General features: G+C 71.3%; 16 protein-coding genes. 11 read left to right on the top strand and 5 right to left on the bottom strand.

Annotated features, from left to right (window positions below; genetic code table 11):
* The first annotated feature begins 38 nt into the window (after positions 1 to 38).
* Positions 39 to 1,451 carry an RluA family pseudouridine synthase gene (locus MKK65_RS24845; protein ID WP_243960649.1) on the top strand — a complete coding sequence of 471 codons (1,413 nt, stop codon included), beginning with the start codon at positions 39 to 41 and terminating at the stop codon, positions 1,449 to 1,451.
* Here MKK65_RS24845 and MKK65_RS24850 read toward each other — a convergent pair.
* Positions 1,418 to 2,131: an alpha/beta fold hydrolase gene (locus MKK65_RS24850; RefSeq protein WP_243960651.1), complete on the bottom strand. Its 714-nt coding sequence runs from the start codon at positions 2,129 to 2,131 to the stop codon at positions 1,418 to 1,420. The two genes, MKK65_RS24845 and MKK65_RS24850, sit on opposite strands and share 34 nt — an antisense overlap.
* A 169-nt stretch (positions 2,132 to 2,300) precedes the next feature.
* On the opposite strand from MKK65_RS24850, the gene MKK65_RS24855 reads away from it, so the two are divergent.
* The 4 genes from MKK65_RS24855 to MKK65_RS24870 all read left to right on the top strand — a co-directional run bounded on the left by MKK65_RS24855 (position 2,301) and on the right by MKK65_RS24870 (position 4,787).
* Positions 2,301 to 2,711, top strand: coding sequence for a hypothetical protein (locus MKK65_RS24855; protein WP_243960653.1), 411 nt, complete (start codon positions 2,301 to 2,303; stop codon positions 2,709 to 2,711).
* A 31-nt stretch (positions 2,712 to 2,742) separates the two neighbouring features.
* Positions 2,743 to 3,432 carry an HAD-IA family hydrolase gene (locus MKK65_RS24860; protein WP_243960655.1) on the top strand — a complete coding sequence of 230 codons (690 nt, stop codon included), beginning with the start codon at positions 2,743 to 2,745 and terminating at the stop codon, positions 3,430 to 3,432.
* Between the two features lie 129 nt (positions 3,433 to 3,561).
* Positions 3,562 to 4,350 carry an ATP12 family chaperone protein gene (locus tag MKK65_RS24865; protein ID WP_243960657.1) on the top strand — a complete coding sequence of 263 codons (789 nt, stop codon included), beginning with the start codon at positions 3,562 to 3,564 and terminating at the stop codon, positions 4,348 to 4,350.
* 131 nt (positions 4,351 to 4,481) lie between these two features.
* Positions 4,482 to 4,787, top strand: a complete 306-nt coding sequence (locus tag MKK65_RS24870; protein WP_058193012.1) for a hypothetical protein — start codon at positions 4,482 to 4,484, stop codon at positions 4,785 to 4,787.
* Between the two features lie 76 nt (positions 4,788 to 4,863).
* On the opposite strand, the gene MKK65_RS24875 is transcribed toward MKK65_RS24870, so the two are convergent.
* Together MKK65_RS24875 and MKK65_RS24880 are read right to left on the bottom strand one after the other, a co-directional pair.
* Positions 4,864 to 5,358: a glutathione peroxidase gene (locus MKK65_RS24875; protein ID WP_058193011.1), complete on the bottom strand. Its 495-nt coding sequence runs from the start codon at positions 5,356 to 5,358 to the stop codon at positions 4,864 to 4,866.
* Positions 5,359 to 5,398: 40 nt separating this feature from the next.
* Positions 5,399 to 5,959, bottom strand: coding sequence for a hypothetical protein (locus MKK65_RS24880; protein WP_058193010.1), 561 nt, complete (start codon positions 5,957 to 5,959; stop codon positions 5,399 to 5,401).
* A 133-nt stretch (positions 5,960 to 6,092) separates the two neighbouring features.
* Between MKK65_RS24880 and MKK65_RS24885 the strand changes: the two genes are divergently transcribed.
* Positions 6,093 to 7,481 (top strand): aminotransferase, encoded by a 1,389-nt coding sequence (locus MKK65_RS24885; RefSeq protein WP_243960659.1) that lies wholly within the window; start codon positions 6,093 to 6,095, stop codon positions 7,479 to 7,481.
* Positions 7,482 to 7,502: 21 nt separating this feature from the next.
* Here the strand turns inward: MKK65_RS24885 and MKK65_RS24890 are convergent, their stop codons facing one another.
* Both MKK65_RS24890 and MKK65_RS24895 read right to left on the bottom strand, forming a co-directional pair.
* Positions 7,503 to 8,825 (bottom strand): HlyC/CorC family transporter, encoded by a 1,323-nt coding sequence (locus tag MKK65_RS24890; RefSeq protein ID WP_058193008.1) that lies wholly within the window; start codon positions 8,823 to 8,825, stop codon positions 7,503 to 7,505.
* A gap of 60 nt (positions 8,826 to 8,885) precedes the next feature.
* A complete protein-coding gene (locus MKK65_RS24895; protein ID WP_243960661.1) occupies positions 8,886 to 10,358 on the bottom strand; it encodes a hypothetical protein in 1,473 nt (490 codons plus the stop codon).
* A gap of 292 nt (positions 10,359 to 10,650) precedes the next feature.
* Here MKK65_RS24895 and MKK65_RS24900 point away from each other — a divergent pair, with 292 nt between their 5' ends.
* The 5 genes from MKK65_RS24900 (at position 10,651) to MKK65_RS24920 (ending at position 15,559) form a co-directional block, all read left to right on the top strand.
* A complete protein-coding gene (locus MKK65_RS24900; protein WP_058193006.1) occupies positions 10,651 to 11,049 on the top strand; it encodes a DUF3775 domain-containing protein in 399 nt (132 codons plus the stop codon).
* A gap of 23 nt (positions 11,050 to 11,072) precedes the next feature.
* A complete protein-coding gene (locus tag MKK65_RS24905; protein ID WP_243960663.1) occupies positions 11,073 to 12,353 on the top strand; it encodes an App1 family protein in 1,281 nt (426 codons plus the stop codon).
* Positions 12,354 to 12,627: 274 nt separating this feature from the next.
* A complete protein-coding gene (locus MKK65_RS24910; protein WP_243960665.1) occupies positions 12,628 to 13,728 on the top strand; it encodes an alpha/beta hydrolase in 1,101 nt (366 codons plus the stop codon).
* Positions 13,729 to 13,877: 149 nt separating this feature from the next.
* Positions 13,878 to 14,135 carry a hypothetical protein gene (locus MKK65_RS24915; protein WP_058193003.1) on the top strand — a complete coding sequence of 86 codons (258 nt, stop codon included), beginning with the start codon at positions 13,878 to 13,880 and terminating at the stop codon, positions 14,133 to 14,135.
* 257 nt (positions 14,136 to 14,392) lie between these two features.
* On the top strand, positions 14,393 to 15,559 hold the full coding sequence (locus MKK65_RS24920; RefSeq protein ID WP_243960667.1) for an MFS transporter: 1,167 nt from the start codon (positions 14,393 to 14,395) through the stop codon (positions 15,557 to 15,559).
* Positions 15,560 to 15,576: the final 17 nt, after the last annotated feature.

Raw genomic sequence — 15,576 nt, forward strand, 5'->3', positions numbered from 1 at the left:
ACGTTCCGTCCGAAGCGGAGACGGGTGCTGGCGGAATCATGACGACACGACCACCCCCACGCGGCGGCCCGAAGGGACGCAAGCCCCCGTCCGGTAAGTTTCCGGCGTATGGGGAGCGCGCCCGCACCGGCCCGCGCACCAGCGCCCGCGACGCCGCCGAGCGCGCGGCGCGCAACCGCGGCGACGATGCCGGCACCCGCGATCCCTGGACCGCCCCGGGCACGCCCCACGCCGTCGCGGCGGCCGCCGCCGCTGCCGCAAAGCCGAAGCCGCGGCCGGAACGGGTCGCGCGCGACGAGGCTCCGCCCCCGCGCAAGGCGCCTCCCCGGCCCGCGACCAGGCCGGCCGCGAAGACCCAGACCGGCAAGCCTGTCGAGTCGCGCCCGGAGACCTCCGCACCGCCCGCCGGCCCGACCCGGCGCGAGCAGCGCGCCGCTGCCTCCGCGACCCTTGCCTCCGGGGTGCAGACCCTGACGGTCGAGGCGGACGAGGCGGGCATGCGCATCGACCGCTTCCTCACTGCCCGCTTCCCGCTGCTGCCCTTCACCCGGGTGCAGAGCATCGTCCGCAAGGGCGAGTTGCGGGTCGACGGCAAGCGCGCCAAGCCGAACGACCGGCTGGAGCCGGGCATGAGCGTGCGCGTGCCGCCCCTGCGCCTCGACCAGCCGACCGAGCGCCCGCGCAGTGCCGCCCGGGAGCAGGACGACGCCGAGTTCATCCGCTCGCTGATCCTCTATGAGGACGCCGACATGATGATCCTCAACAAGCCTTTCGGCCTCGCGGTCCAGGGTGGGTCGGGCACGGTCCGCCACGTCGACGGGCTGCTCACGGCGCTGACCGCGCCGGACGGGCAGAAGCCGCGCCTCGTCCACCGGCTGGACAAGGATACGGCCGGCTGCCTGATCGTCGCCAAGACCCGACTGGCGGCAGCCACGCTCGCGAAGAGCTTCCGCTCGCGGGCGGCGCGAAAAATCTACTGGGCGCTCACGGCGGGCGTGCCGCGGGTCCGGCAGGGCCGGATCTCGACCTACCTCGCCAAGGACGAGCCGACCGATGCCGATGCGCGCATGCGGGTCGCCAAGCACGGCGACGAGGGCGCGAGCCACGCCCTCACCTATTACGCCATGGTCGATCAGGCCGCCCAGAAACTGTCCTGGCTGTCGTTCAAGCCGGTGACCGGGCGGACCCACCAGCTGCGCGCCCACGCGGCCCATATCGGCCACCCGATCGTTGGCGACCCGAAATATTTTTCCGTGGAGAACTGGGAGCTGCCCGGCGGCATCCAGAACCGGTTGCACCTGCTCGCCCGCCGGATCGTGATCCCGCATCCCCGCACCGGCCGGCCCGTGGATGTCAGCGCGCCGCTGCCGCCTCACATGACGCAGAGCTGGAATCTCCTGGGTTTCGACGCCTCCCGCTACGACCCGATCGTCGAGGCGCCGGAGAGCTGAGCCTGCAGCCACGGCACGATGGCCTCCGCCAGGGCGCCGGGGGCCTCCATCGGCAGCATGTGGCCGGAGCCGTCGATCACCGTCAGCGCGGCGCCGGGAATGCCGGCCTGCAGCTCCCGCGCCTCGTCGAGGCTGCGCAGGCTGTCCTGGGCGGCGGCCACTACCAGCGTCGGGCAGGTGATGGCGCCGAGAAGCTCGCCATCGCCTGCGCGTGCCTGACCGGCCTGGCGCAAGAAGACCTCCCCGCCGAGGCGGTCGCCCATCTGGCGGATGCGGGCGATCAGCGCTGCGTCGCCGACCCGGTCCGGATGGACCGAGCCGAGGATCGCGGCTCGGCTGAGCCCTGAAAACCCCTGGCGGCGGACATTCGCCACCGCCGCCGCCTTCCGGCGCGCCTGGACCGGGGTGTCGGCCCGGGCCGAGGTGGCGATCAGCACCAGCGCCCGGACCCGCTCCGGCGCCAGCCGGGCGATCGCCCGCGCTACGTAGCCGCCCATGGAGAAGCCGATGAGGGCGAATCGCTCCGGAGCCATCTCGGCGACCCGGTGCGCCATGGCGTCGATGCCGGCGTCCCGGGTGAGGTCGCCGTGCAGCACCGGGCCGAGGGGGGCGAGGCGCGGGAGCATGTCCGCCCAGAGATCGGGATCGGTCATGAAGCCGGGGAGCAGGACGAGGTTCATGGGGCGGTCGAGATCCTCAGTGACCCGGCATCCGCGGCGGCGTGCGGCCCGCGCCCCGAAACTCTAGGGACCGGCACGCCTTGGCAATCGGCCGACTCGCCTCATATGCTGATCCGCGACCCGCCGTTCCGCCGCGGGGCCGATTTCCCGCGGTTCGAGACCCTGACGCATGAAGCTCGCGACGCTGGCCTGCCTCGCCGCCCTTTGCCTGGTCGGGCCGGCCGCCCATGCCGCGCCGGGTGAAGCCGCCAAGCCGGCCGCCCCGGCGAGTGCCGCACCACCGGCCAACGCGGCCAAGCCTGCGCAGCCCGTCCCTGCAGCCGATGCGCCGCAGCCGGCTGCGACCCCCGCCCCGTCCGCGGCCCAGCCGCAGACCGCCCCTCGCCCGGCATCGAGCGGCCGGGCCGAGCGGCGGCGGCGATCCTACGCGGCCTGCAACCGCGCTTCGCACCAGCGTGGCTTGCGCGGCGGCAGGCGGCGGCGGTTCCTGATCCGCTGCCGGCTCGGCTACGAGCGCACGCACGGGCAAGCGGCGCAGCCGGGTGCCGCCCAGCCGGTGCAGCCGGGCCGCAAGCCGTGACTGGTCGCGCCGCGCCGGGTGCGCCCGGGCGATGAAGCTGATCGTCTTCGATGTCGACGGCACCCTGGTCGACAGCCAGCATCTGATCGTGGCCGCGCAGGGACTCGCCTTCGCGGAGAACGGCCTGCCGGCCCCGGGCCGGCGCGAGGCGCTTTCCGTGGTCGGGCTGTCTCTGCCGCAGGCGTTCCGCCGCCTCGTCGGCGAGGACGGGCCGATCGCGGAACTCTCCGAGAGCTACAAGCAGGCTTATAATCGCCTGCGCGTCGACCCCGCCTACGAGGAGCCGCTGTTTCCCGGGATGGGCGACCTGCTGGCCCGGCTGCACGCCCGGGAGGACGTGCTGATCGGCCTCGCGACCGGCAAGTCGCGCCGCGGCGTCGACCGGCTGATCGAGCATCACGGCTGGGCCGACTGGTTCGTCACCACGCAAAGTGCCGACGATGCGCCGTCGAAGCCCGATCCAACCATGCTGCGCCAGGCGATGGCGGAGGCCGGCTGCGCCCCCGAAGCCACCATCATGGTGGGCGACACCACCTTCGACATCGGCATGGGCGTCTCGGCCGGGGCCGTCGCGGTGGGGGTCGGCTGGGGCTATCACCCGGCCGGCGCCCTCTACGGGGCGGGGGCAGTCACCGTGGTCTCGAGCGCGGGTGCGCTGGAGGGGTTGTTCTCCGGGGGGGAGCCTTCGGGCCCGCCCGCTTCGCCGTCATCGCGAGCGTAGCGAAGCGACCCAGGGAATCGCACCGCTCGGAGAACGCCCGCCGCCCTGGGTTGCTTCGCTCCGCTCGCAATGACGGCGCGATGTCCAGCAAGGCTCGCCGACGAACCCCAAAACCCCTATCTGGCATCCATGAGCGATGTGACGAACGAGTGGCTCGGCGAACCGGGCGACGGGGAACGCCCCGATCCGATGCGAGCGGCCCGCGGCCATGCCAAGCCTGCCCTGCCCCGGCGGTTCTACAAGGAGGCCGGCTTCGCCGGAGGCCCGGATGGATTTCGGTTGACCCTGGACGGCCGTCCGGCCAACACGCCGGCCCGCAACCCGCTGAGCCTGCCGACCCGGGCTTTGGCCGAGAAGATCGCGGCCGAATGGGCGGCGCAGGACACGGTGATCGACCCGGCCAGGATGCCGCTGACCCGGCTGGCGAATACCAGCATCGACGGCGTCGCCCCCCGGCACGCCGCGGTGGTGGAGGATCTCTGCGCCTATGCGAGCACCGACCTTGTTGCCTATCGGGCCGGGGATCCGGACCGGCTGGTCTCGGCCCAGGCCGCCGCCTGGGACCCGGTCCTCGACTGGGCCCGGGAGACCTTCGGAGCCCGGGTGATCCTCAGCGAGGGTGTGATGCATGTGGAACAGCCGCCCGATACCGTGCGGGCGCTGTCCGAGGCGGTGGCCGCGGTTGAGAGCCCGTTCCGGCTGGCCGGACTGCACACGCTGACGACGCTGACCGGCTCGCTGCTGATCGCGCTTGCGGTCCTGCGCGGCCGCCTCGGCCCGGCCGAGGCCTGGGACGCGGCCCATGTGGACGAGACCTATCAGGCCGCCGTATGGGGCCGGGATGCCGAAGCCGAGGCGCGGCTGGCGATCCGCCGCACCGAGTTCGAGGCCGCGGCCGAGCTGATCGCCAGCGTCTGATCGGTACCTGGGTGGATTGCGCAGATGCACCTGCGCAACATGCCCGAATTCGCTGCCGCGAGGCCGCATAGCCGGCTGACAGGCCGTGAGGATTGACTTAGGGTCCGGCTATTCTAGTCGTCGGATCATCCATGCGCGCCGATCCTTGCCGTGACAGTCGCTTCGAAGACGAATTGGCCGCGCTCCTTGCCAGCAAACAGTCTTCCGACGACGCGGTAGCGCGCGAGGCTTTGTTCGCGGCCCTCTTGCGGCTGGAGCGGCGGGCGCTGATCGCGGGCGCCACGGATTCGACCCTGGCCAAGATCGCCGAGGCCCGGTTCCTGGTCGGCATCCTGCGCGACGCGATGCGCCCGTCGCGGATTGCGCCGCTGCGGAGCCTGCTGCGGCTGGCGGCGGAGCCGCGCCGGCTCGCGGAGGCCGATCTCGATCCGGTTTGACGCGCGGTCCGACCTTTCACTGCCGGCATTGCTTCGCTGCGCTCGCAATGCCGGCGGCGTTCCTCGCGCCGACCGCTTACCCCACCGGCTGGGCGAGCGCCTCTCGCACCTTCCCCTCCAGCGAGGCGGGCTTCGCCGATGGTGCGAACCGGGCGATCACCTGGCCGTTCCGGCCGACCAAAAACTTCGTGAAATTCCACTTGATCGCCGTGGTGCCGAACAGACCTGAGCGCGCCTGTTTCAGGTGGTCGAACAAGGGCTCAGCCTCCGGGCCGTTCACCGCCACCTTGCCCAGCACCGGGAAGCTGACGTCGTAGGTGAGCGAGCAGAAGCGCGCGATCTCGGCGGCGTCTCCCGGCTCCTGGGCGCCGAACTGGTTGCAGGGAAACCCCAGCACCGTCAGGCCCTGGTCCCGATGCGCCCGCCACAACGCCTCCAGCCCGGCATATTGCGGGGTGAAGCCGCAGCGCGAGGCGGTGTTGACGATGAGCAGCACCTCGCCGCGATGCTGCGCGAGGGGGTACGGACTCCCGTCCGCCGCGGGAACGGTGAGATCGTGAATCGTCGTCATACCCGATCAGTCGGGCAAACCTCTGGAGGCTGCAAGGCCCTTACGCGGCTTTGACCTTCTGGACGTCGAAGCTCGGACCCTGCGGGGTCATCCGGTCGTGGGAGACGATCCGCTCGTCCGGCCCGACCACCCCGAGACTGACGTCCCGATCGGGCAGGACCACCGTCGTGGTCTTGTTGACGTGCACCAGCACGTGGCGGCGCAGCGGCACCGAGGCCACCGCCCAGCGCTTGAGCTGGCCGTAATAGGGCTCCCGGCGCCAGACATTCGCCTGACCGGGATCGACCTGCACGTTCATGTTGCGCGAGAGCGGGTCGAGGGTGAGCACCATCTTGGCGCGGTCGGGCTTCCATTCCGGACCAAGCCAGCTCTCGGTCATCCAGAGGCAATGGAACGCCCGGCAATGGTCGGGGCGCGTGGCGTGGATCGCGCAGCCCTGGCCGGCCTTGGTGTGGCGGCACCACTGGCCCGCCACGCTCTCCACCGCCGGCACGTCGTAGACCTTGCAACACAGGGTGCAGGCGCCGCAGGCGCGCCCGGGGGCCGGCTGCGCCACGAAGGCTTCGGGCGCCAGGACAGGCGAGGGACCGGAATTGAGCATGGATCGTGCGTCGCGCGGGTCAAACACGGGGGCATGCATCCGGTAACGGCCGGGCGCAGGGCCGCGGGACTACCTGCACGGGCATCGGGTCGGTAGTGTGGCGGATCCCCTGGGCATGAGGACGGTGCGAACGATGCTCTCGAATCTCGCGACCCGCGACGTCGAAACCCTGCTCCACCCCTACACCAACCTGTCGACCCACCGGCATACCGGCCCGCTGGTGCTGGAGCGCGGTGAGGGCGTCCACGTCTACGACACGGAGGGCCGATCCTACATCGAGGGCATGTCGGGCCTGTGGTGCACGGCGCTCGGCTACTCGAACGCGGAGCTGGTCGAGGCCGCCCGGGTCCAGATGGGCCGGCTGCCCTTCACGCACCTGTTCTCCGGCCGCAGCCACGATCCCGGGATCGAGCTGGCCGAGACGCTCAAGGAACTGATGCCGGTCCCGACCTCGAAGATTTTTTTTACATCGTCCGGGTCTGAAGCGAACGACACGCAGGTGAAGCTGACCTGGTACTACAACAACGCGCTGGGCCGGCCGAACAAGAAGAAAATCATCGCGCGGCAGAAGGGCTATCACGGCGTCACCGTGGCCAGCGCCTCGATGACCGGCCTGACGGCCAACCACGCCGACTGGGACCTGCCGCTGCCGGGCTTCCTGCACGTGTCCTGCCCGCATTTTTATCGCGGCGCCGAGCCCGGCGAGACCGAGGAGGCCTATTCGGCCCGCCTCGCTGCCGAACTGGAAGAGACGATCCTGCGCGAGGGCCCGGAGACGGTGGCGGCCTTCATCGCCGAGCCGGTGATGGGCGCCGGCGGGGCGATCGTGCCGCCGCGCGGCTACTTCGCCGCGATCCAGGCGGTGCTGGCGAAGTACGAGGTCCGGCTGATCGCCGACGAGGTGATCTGCGGCTTCGGCCGGCTCGGCACCTGGTTCGGCAGCGAGGCCCTGGGGATCCGGCCGGACTCGATCTCCTTCGCCAAGGCGCTGACCTCGGCCTACATGCCGCTCGGCGGCGTCAGCATTGACGAGCCGCTCTACCAGGCAATGATCGGCCAGAGCGAGAAGCTCGGGACCTTCGGGCACGGCACCACCTATTCCGGCCATCCGGTGGCGGCCGCGGTGGCCCTGAAGGCGATCGAGATCTACCGGCGCGACCGGGTGATCGAGGGCGCGGCCGAGAAGGCGCCGCATTTCCAGCGCCGGCTTGCGGCGCTGGCCGACCACGACATCGTCGGCGAGGCCGGCGGCATCGGGTTGATCGGCGGGCTGGAGATCGTCGCCGACAAGGCCAGCAAGCGCCAGTACGACCCGAAGGCCGGCGTCGCCGCCCGCTGCGTCGCCTTCGCGCAAGGCGAGGGCCTGATCGTGCGGTCGCTGGCCGGCGACCGCGTCGCCGTCTGCCCGCCGCTGATCATCACCCCCGACGAGATCGACGCGCTGTTCGATCGGCTGGGCCGGGCGCTCGACCGCACCCGCGACTGGATCCGCGCCGAGGGGCTGGAGGCGCTGCCGGCCTGAGGAGACCCGGCGCGGCCCGGCTCACACCGGGTCGCGCTGCGCCTCCGCCTGCGCGGTGGTCTGCAGGCCGGTCGTGGTCAGCGGCGTGATCCGCAGGGTGGTGATCCGGTTCTTGGCCTTCCGGATCACCTGGAACCGGAAGCCGTGGAAGTTGAAGGCGGTGCCCTGGTCGGGGATCGTCCGGGCCTCGTGGATGACCAGGCCCGCGATGGTGGTGGCCTCGTCGTCGGGCAGGTTCCAGTCCATGGCGCGGTTGAGATCGCGGATCGGCACGCCGCCGTCGACATTGACCGAGCCGTCGCCTTGGGGACGCACGCCCGAGACGGTGACGTCGTGCTCGTCGGCGATCTCGCCGACGATCTCCTCGAGGATGTCCTCCAGGGTCACGAGGCCCATCACCTCGCCGTACTCGTCGACCACCAGGGCGAAGTGGGTCTTCTTTGTGAGGAACGCCTTGAGCTGGGCCCGCAGGGACGTGGTCCCCGGCACGAACCAGGTCTCCAGTGCCAGCGCCTCGACCTTGAGGCCCGAGGCGTCGCCCCCGGCGGCGTCGAGTGCCCGCAGTAGGTCCTTGGCGTGGAGCACGCCGACGATGTTCTCAGGCGTGCCGCGCCACAGGGGCATCCGGGTATACGGCGAGGCCAGCACCGCCCGAACGATGTCCTCGGAGGGCTGGTCAGCGTCGATCGCCCGCATCTTGGTGCGGTGGACCATCACGTCCGAGACCGACAGGTTCGACAGGTCGAGCAAGCCGCCGAGCATGTCGCGCTCGGCCTTGGCGACGCCGCCCTCCCGGTGCATCAGCGCCACCTGCCCGCGCAGCTCCTCGGAGGCGGTGAGGATCGACTGGTGCTCGCCGATGGTGACGCCGAACGGCTTCAGCATCAGCCGCACGAGGTGCTCGATGGCGATCGCGGCCGGACCCATGATGGCGACCGCGAAGGCCACCGGCCGGGCGGTGAGCAGGGCTGCCTTGTCGGGCTTGGAGATGGCCAGCGTCTTCGGCAGCACCTCGGCGAAGACGATGACCAGCACCGACATGCCGACGGTGGCGTAGATCACGCCGCTCTTGCCGAACAGCGCGGTGAGCACGCTGGTGGTGAAGGCCGAGGCGCCGATCGCCACGATGTTGTAGCCGATCAGCATCGCGCCGATGAAGCGCTCGCGGATCGCCAGGATGCGGTTCACGATCGCCGCCCGTGGATCGCCCGCCTGCTCGAGGGCGTGCATCCGCGCCCGGGACGCGGCGGTGAAGGCGGTCTCGGCACCCGCGAAGAAGGCCGAGAGCAGCAGCGAGATCACCACGATGCTCGCGGCGAACCACAGGTCGATATGGGTGTCCATCGGTTCCAAGACGCGCGACTCGGGCGGCGGGGAGGCCGCCCATATAGCGTCTCGTGCGGGTTATTGCGCGCCGATCCGACGCACCGTCCACGTCGCCCAGTAGACCGGCCGCCCGTAGAGGCTCGAGGTGTCGCGCCCGGAGGCCGTCGGCGCCAGCCGGTCGAGCCATGTCAGGAACCCGGCCTTGCCCGGATAGATCGACGGGGTGTCGAGGTTGCCCTGCGCATCGGTCATCCAGAAATGCGCGCTCCGGTCGAACCGGCCGCTGCCGTCGCCGCCCGAGCGGAGCCCGAGATAGGCCGGCGAGCGGCCCGCCTCCACCGGGTCGGCGTAGAGGGTGAGCGCCCCGATCCCGTCGAGATTCAGGTCGGGGGTGTATTGCAGGCAGATATCCGCCACCGGGCCGCCCGGGGCGTTGGCCGGCCGCTGGCAGGTATAGGACACCGCCCAGCGCTGCATGCCCTTGGCCCGCGCCACCCGCACCAGGCTCCCGGGCGGCAGCGGTGCGGCGAGCTGCTTGGCCGCCGACCAGACTTTCGAGGCCGACAGGTCCTTCGACGTGCGCAGGTAAAGGGCGGTGCGGCGCTTCTCCGGGGCGAGGCCGCAATCCTCGGGCAGGACGTCGGTGTAGACGTAGTGGTAGGTCCGGTCGACGATGCTGATCGAACCGGCGAGCCCGTGGGTCTCGAAGGCCGGGGCCGGGCAGGACGAGGCGACCGGCTTGCCGGATTCGTCGACCACCGGAGCGGGGTTGGGCGGCGTCCCGCGGCCGCCGGGGGTGAACGGCGTCCAGGTGAGCCCGTATCCGTCCGGAGTACGTGTGCGGATCTCGAAGGTCTGGAAGTCGACGGTGCGGGCCGCGATCTGCACCCGGCGCCGTATATCCGCCGGCTGCGCCGCGGGCTCATCCCGCTCGGCCCGGCGGCGACCCCGCCGTCCGCCGGTTGGCTCCGCGTCCGGGTCGGTGTTCCCGCCGACCCGCTCCTGACCAAGCAGGAAGACGTAGCTGTAGGCTTCGCCGGCCCAGTCGCGGCCCGAGACCGCGATCGGGTCGCGGGGCCCGATGCCCTCGGCGGCCGGCTCGGACGCGCCGCGCTTGGCCGCGCGCTCCTCCGGGAGATCGACCGAGAAGCGATCGGCCGAGGGCGGTAGCGTCGTGGCCAGCGCCTCCGGGCTGCGGCCCGTGCGCAGCGATCCGCCGTCGCGGCTGTCGGTGGCGCGCCGCTCCGGGCAGGGCTCGTCCCGGCGACGTGATGAGAGCGGGCTCTGGCCCTGGAAGATCATCTGCAGCGGCCCCGGCGCCTCGGCCCGCGGCAGCCGCAGGATCTGCACGCCACGGACGAACGCGCAGGGCGCCGGCGCGATCAGCACGCCCTCGGCTTCGGCGCCGTCGCGGCAGATTTCCAGGCCGCCGCCGCCGGTGACGTAGCAGCTCGGCGCGCTGGCCTCGGCGCTGGCGGCCCGGGCGGAGACCGGAGCCGGTGCTGCGACGAGGCCGAGCGCGAAGGCGCCGAGCAGCGCCGCGACCGGCACGGGTGGGCGCCGGGGCTGGTCGGGGTACTTAGACTGACAATCGACGGTATCGACAGGCGTCGTTGCGGCGGCGTTCAAAGATGTCACGTCTATCGCCGCTGTCGATCCGGTTGTTCGGAAGGTTCGGCAGCCTCTAGCCTATGGTCCGGCAGCCGGGAAGTGGCGCGGACCACGCATACCGGGCAACGTGCGCGCCCGTCGCGTTCGGCGAGGCGAACCCGGGGGCCGCTCGCCCGTTGTCGCCGCTTGAGGGCGGAAACGTCCGACCCAGTCAGCGTCCGGAGATCAGAGCATGGATATCGCCGTCGAGACCGTCACCGACCTCGTTCTGCGGCTGCGTGCCATCGAGGTGAAGGAAGGCAACACCGATCCGGATTCGGGGTCGAACCCGATCGACGACGGCTCCACCGACGTCCTGATCTCGGGCACCGATGACGCCACCGAATCCGAGGTGCGCGGCGCCATCGCCGGGCTCGACGACGATGCCCGGGCCGAGCTCCTGGCCCTGTTCTATATCGGCCGCGGCGACATGGAGCCGGAGGAGTGGGGCGATGCGGTCCGCTTCGCCCGCGAGCGCGAAGCCGTCGGCGAAGGCGCTGTGAAGGAATTGCTGGGCGCGCCGGATGCCGGCGACCTGCTGGAGGAGGGCCTCGACGCGATGGGTCTGACCCCCGAACTGCCCCAAGCCTGACGCGCAGACCGGAGACCGGCGGTATGGCTTCCCGGGTTCGCCGCGGCGTCAACAAGGCGGTGCGGGTCCTTACCCGCCCCGTCCGCCGCGCCCAGGGGCATGGCGGGACGGGCCCTGGCGGGCTCGTGGTCGAGCCCTATCGCGGCTACGGCTCCCGCCGCGAGATCTTCCTGATCGGCCGGGTCTTTCGGCAATCCCCGGGGATCCCCGGCGAGGACCCGGACTCGTTGAGGGCGCAGTGGCGCGACCTGCGCCGGCGGATCGCCCGGCGCACGGTAGCGGGTGCCGCGATCACGGCCCGGTTCGGCGGTGATGCGGCCCGGGTCGAGACCGACCGGGACGGTTATTTCCGCCTGCATCTGCATCCGCGCGCGCTGCCCGGGCGCCCCGGCGCCTGGCAGCCGGTGGAGCTTGTGCTGGAGGACGAGACGCCGATCTCCGCCGAGGGTGCGGTGTTCATCCCGCCCGATGACAGCCGCTGCGTCGTGATCAGCGATATCGACGACACGGTGATGCATACCGGCGTCGCCAACAAACTGAAGATGCTGTGGCGGCTGTTCGTCGAGGATGCCGACAGCCGGGTCGCCTTTCCGGGTGTGGCCGCCCTGTACCGTGCCCTCCATGACGGGGCCGGCGGGGCCGAGGGCAACCCGATGCTCTACGTTTCCCGCGCGCCCTGGGGCCTCTACGAGATGCTGTCCGAGTTCTTCCAGCGGCACGGCATCCCGGTGGGGCCGGTGCTGTTCCTGCGGGAATGGGGCCTGTCCTGGACGCACCCGCTGCCGCGCCGGGCGACCGACCACAAGCAGGCGCTGATCCGGCACATGCTGTCCCTCTATCACGACCTGCCCTTCGTGCTGATCGGCGACAGCGGCCAGCACGACCCCGAGGTCTACGCCCAGATCGTCGAGGAGCATCCCGGACGGGTGCTAGCCGTCTACATCCGCAACGTGTCCAACGATGCCGCCCGGGTGGAAGAGATCGTCCGGCTCGCCGGGGCGGTCGCGCGGGCCGGCTCCAGCCTGGTCCTCGCCGCCGACAGCGTCGCCATGGCCGAGCACGCCGCCGGGATCGGTCTGATCACCGCCGATGCGGTCGCCCGCGTCGCCGACGAGCACGCCGGCGCCGACACGCCGCCCCGCCGCGAGACCGCCCGGCTCACCGCCGAGCCCGGCGAGACCGCGCGCGAGGCTGCGATCTCGGCCGACGCCGTGGCGGACGCGCTCATCGGCGATGGCAGCGTACCCGCCACCGTGGTGGTCGAGCCGGAACACCCGGCCGCCCTGCCCCGGGTGGCCGGGTGATTCTTTTTGGGGGGAGCGAGCTGTCCCCCACACCGTCATTGCGAGCGCAGCGAAGCAACCCAGGGCAACGCGCGATCTCAGAACGTTGCGCATCACTGGGTTGCTTCGCTGCGCTCGCAATGACGGTCCTGCGTTCAAAGGTTCGTGCAACGCCCGAACCTTAGGACGAAAAACTGGTCCCATCCTGCCCTCACCCCCTGTATCCTTGACGGCCGAGCGCCCCCTGTCTGCAACGACGGGCCATCGCGAGAAGTCGCTCGCTGGAGGAAACCCAATGCGCCTGAGCTTGCCCGCCCTGCTGTTGATCGCGCTCGGCACGCACGCCGCCTTCGGGCAAGCGACTCCTGGGGCCGATTTCAAAGGCCTGGAAGCCGAGATGGGGGCGGCCAATGCCGCGCCCGGACCCCGCACGGTGCCGGGCCGGGTCATCCCCGTGCCCGACACGACCAGCCCGGATTTCCGCAATGCCGTGGCGGCCCCCTACCGAGTGCCGGCCTGGAACGCGAACCCGCCGGATGCCGCCGGCTGGAAGGCCTTGGTAGATCGGCTGGCCGCGGCCGGCGCTGCCACCCTGCCGGCTTTGCGCGAAAAACTTGGCGTCACCAGCGAGACCGCAATGATCGGCGGTGTGAAGGTGTTCGTGGTTCAGCCGAAGACGATCCCGGAGGCCAACCGCAACCGGCTGCTGCTGCACATCCACGGCGGCGGCTATGTCTACAATCCGGGCGAGGCCGGCACCCTGGAGGCGATCCTGATGGCCGGGCTCGGCGGCTTCAAGGTGATTTCGGTCGATTACCGCATGCCGCCCGACGCCCCCTACCCGGCCGCCATGGACGATGCGACCGCGGTCTGGAAGGCGATGCTGGCCATGCAGAAGCCGCAGAACATGGGCGTCTTCGGCACCTCCACGGGCGGCGGCATGACCCTGGCGCTGATGCTGCGGGCCAAGCAGGAGGGCCTGGCCCTGCCGGCCGCGATCGGTCTCGGCACGCCCTGGTCGGACATGACCGAGACCGGCGACACGTACCGGACCAACGAATGGCTCGACAACGTGCTGGTGAGCTATTCCGGCTACCTGACGCCCGCCGCCAAGCTCTACGCCGCCGGCCGCGACCTGAAGGATCCGCAGCTCTCGCCGATTAACGGCGACTTTGCCGGCCTGCCCCCCGCGATCCTGATCAGCGGGACTCGCGACCTGTTCCTCTCGAACACGGTGCGCACTCACCGGAAGTTGCGCGCTGCCGGGATCGAGGCCGATCTCCAGCTGTTCGAGGGCATGTCGCACGCCCAGTACCTCGCCGCGCCGAACGCGCCGGAGACCAAAGAGGTGTTCGGCGAGATGGCCCGGTTCCTGGACGCACATCTGGCCCGCTGAGACGCCGGGGCTCGGCACCTTGTGAAGGCGCGGCCTCTCCCTATGTTGCAATGCAGCATTCCTGAGAACGCGCTTCACATCCCGAAAGGGTCTCCTAGCTTGGGGGGCTCACGTGCCGGCCCCCCTCGCCTCGATCTCCGGAGCCCTCCGTGCAAACCTACACCCTGGCCATCGCCGACGGCGTCCTGTTTGCCTGCTTGCCCGACGGGGCCGACATTTCGGCCGCGATCACCGACGCCACCGCCACCAATTACGGCTTCGGCCTCAGCCTCGACATCGTCCGAGGCGCGACCCTGACCAATGCCAAGGGGCCGAAGGACGAGGTCGTCTGGCAGGAGGGCTCCGACAGCGAACTCTTGGACGAGCACGGCCGCCGTTACCGCTACGCGGTTCGCCGGCATTCGTGAGGGGGGGCGCGCCGGGATGGCGCGGGGGACCGGATCGCGTCGCTCGGCCCAACGCTGTGACGTGGCCGGCGCGATGCTTGTCCCGCCCGTGCCTTCATCCTGAAGTTTTTGGGGCAGTGGCCGGATCTATAGTCCAGCCGCCCGCGTGATTTGCGTCGGCACTCCGAATACGCTTGTCTGGGCTATCTTTTCGTAGCCCGACCGACCGGACCCGCATGCCCCCCTGCCCCCCGCCGGCATCCTGACCCGGCGCCCCGATGGATCCGGGCGCGATCTGCACGGGATGGCGGGGCGGTCTGGCCCGCTTCCTCGTCCTGTACGCCACCCTCTATGGCGCCTACGGCATCCTGTCTCCGATCCTGCCCGGATTCCTGGCGGCCCGGGGCCTCAGTCCGGGTGAGATCGGCACCCTCCTCGCCGCCGCAGGTGCCTTGCGGATCGTGGTCGGGCCTCTGTCCGGCGCCGTCGCCGACCGGCGCCGTGCCGGCCGCCCGGTCCTGGCCGCGAGCGTCGCGCTCGCCGGTCTCGCGGTTCTGGCACATCTGCCCGGCGTCGGGTTCTGGCGACTCCTCGGGCCGGCGCTGCTCTACGCCGCCGGAACCGCGGCGCCGGCGCCCCTGGCCGACGCACTGGCGCTCGCCGCCGCCCGGGGTGGGACGGTGTTCCAGTATGGCTGGGTCCGGGCTGCCGGCTCGGCCAGTTTCATCGCCGCCACCGCCGCCGCCGGCTGGCTGATCGCCGCCTCCGGCCTGGCCGCTGCCCTGATCGCGGGCGGCGGCTTGTTCGTCGCGGCAGCCGCCGCGGCCCTGGCCCTTCCGGTTCGGGACGGTTCGGCGAAGGTCGGCGGATGGCTTGGCCAGAACTTCGACGAGTTGCTCCGGCTCGCACGCTTCCGTCGCATTCTCTTCGCAGGCTCGCTGGTGATCGGCGCCCATTCCCTTCACGACGCCTTCGCGATGATCCTGTGGCGCGGCGCCGGAATCGGGGCTGGAACCGCCGGTCTGCTCTGGTCCGGATCGGTGGCCGCCGAGGTGCTGGTCTTCCTCCTCGCCGGTCCCCCGCTGCTGGCACGGATCGGCCTGCCCGCCGGGATCGCGGTCGCGGCCTGTGCCGGCGCCCTGCGCTGGGCGGTGCTCGCCTCCACCACCGCGGTCCCGCTCATCGCTGCCGCGGAGGCCCTGCACGGCTTGAGCTTCGCGCTCCTGCATCTCGCCTGCCTCGGTCTGATCGAGGCCGCCACACCGCCGGAACTCCGCGCCACCGCCCTGGCGCTCTACGGCACCGTGGCGCTGGGCCTGTCCGGCGTGCTCGCGACCCTGGCCTCCGGTGCGCTCTACGGGGCGTTCGGCGCTTCGGCCTTCTGGGCGATGGCGGCGCTCAGCCTCGCCGCCCTGCCGCTGGTGCCGGGCCTACGCGATGACTGAAGCCGCGGGTTCTTTTC

Origin of the sequence: Methylobacterium sp. J-001, assembly GCF_022829565.1 — a bacterium.
Taxonomy (GTDB): domain Bacteria; phylum Pseudomonadota; class Alphaproteobacteria; order Rhizobiales; family Beijerinckiaceae; genus Methylobacterium.

What these genes read in the sequence shown, in the direction of transcription:
- MKK65_RS24880 (WP_058193010.1), bottom strand. Translation starts at nt 5,959, where the DNA reads ATGCTCAATTCCGGTCCCTCGCCTGTCCTGGCGCCCGAAGCCTTCGTG.
- MKK65_RS24870 (WP_058193012.1), top strand. Translation starts at nt 4,482, where the DNA reads ATGCGCGCCGATCCTTGCCGTGACAGTCGCTTCGAAGACGAATTGGCC.
- MKK65_RS24905 (WP_243960663.1), top strand. Translation starts at nt 11,073, where the DNA reads ATGGCTTCCCGGGTTCGCCGCGGCGTCAACAAGGCGGTGCGGGTCCTT.
- MKK65_RS24885 (WP_243960659.1), top strand. Translation starts at nt 6,093, where the DNA reads ATGCTCTCGAATCTCGCGACCCGCGACGTCGAAACCCTGCTCCACCCC.
- MKK65_RS24855 (WP_243960653.1), top strand. Translation starts at nt 2,301, where the DNA reads ATGAAGCTCGCGACGCTGGCCTGCCTCGCCGCCCTTTGCCTGGTCGGG.
- MKK65_RS24860 (WP_243960655.1), top strand. Translation starts at nt 2,743, where the DNA reads ATGAAGCTGATCGTCTTCGATGTCGACGGCACCCTGGTCGACAGCCAG.
- MKK65_RS24875 (WP_058193011.1), bottom strand. Translation starts at nt 5,358, where the DNA reads ATGACGACGATTCACGATCTCACCGTTCCCGCGGCGGACGGGAGTCCG.
- MKK65_RS24865 (WP_243960657.1), top strand. Translation starts at nt 3,562, where the DNA reads ATGAGCGATGTGACGAACGAGTGGCTCGGCGAACCGGGCGACGGGGAA.
- MKK65_RS24845 (WP_243960649.1), top strand. Translation starts at nt 39, where the DNA reads ATGACGACACGACCACCCCCACGCGGCGGCCCGAAGGGACGCAAGCCC.
- MKK65_RS24890 (WP_058193008.1), bottom strand. Translation starts at nt 8,825, where the DNA reads ATGGACACCCATATCGACCTGTGGTTCGCCGCGAGCATCGTGGTGATC.
- MKK65_RS24850 (WP_243960651.1), bottom strand. Translation starts at nt 2,131, where the DNA reads ATGAACCTCGTCCTGCTCCCCGGCTTCATGACCGATCCCGATCTCTGG.
- MKK65_RS24910 (WP_243960665.1), top strand. Translation starts at nt 12,628, where the DNA reads ATGCGCCTGAGCTTGCCCGCCCTGCTGTTGATCGCGCTCGGCACGCAC.
- MKK65_RS24900 (WP_058193006.1), top strand. Translation starts at nt 10,651, where the DNA reads ATGGATATCGCCGTCGAGACCGTCACCGACCTCGTTCTGCGGCTGCGT.
- MKK65_RS24920 (WP_243960667.1), top strand. Translation starts at nt 14,393, where the DNA reads ATGGATCCGGGCGCGATCTGCACGGGATGGCGGGGCGGTCTGGCCCGC.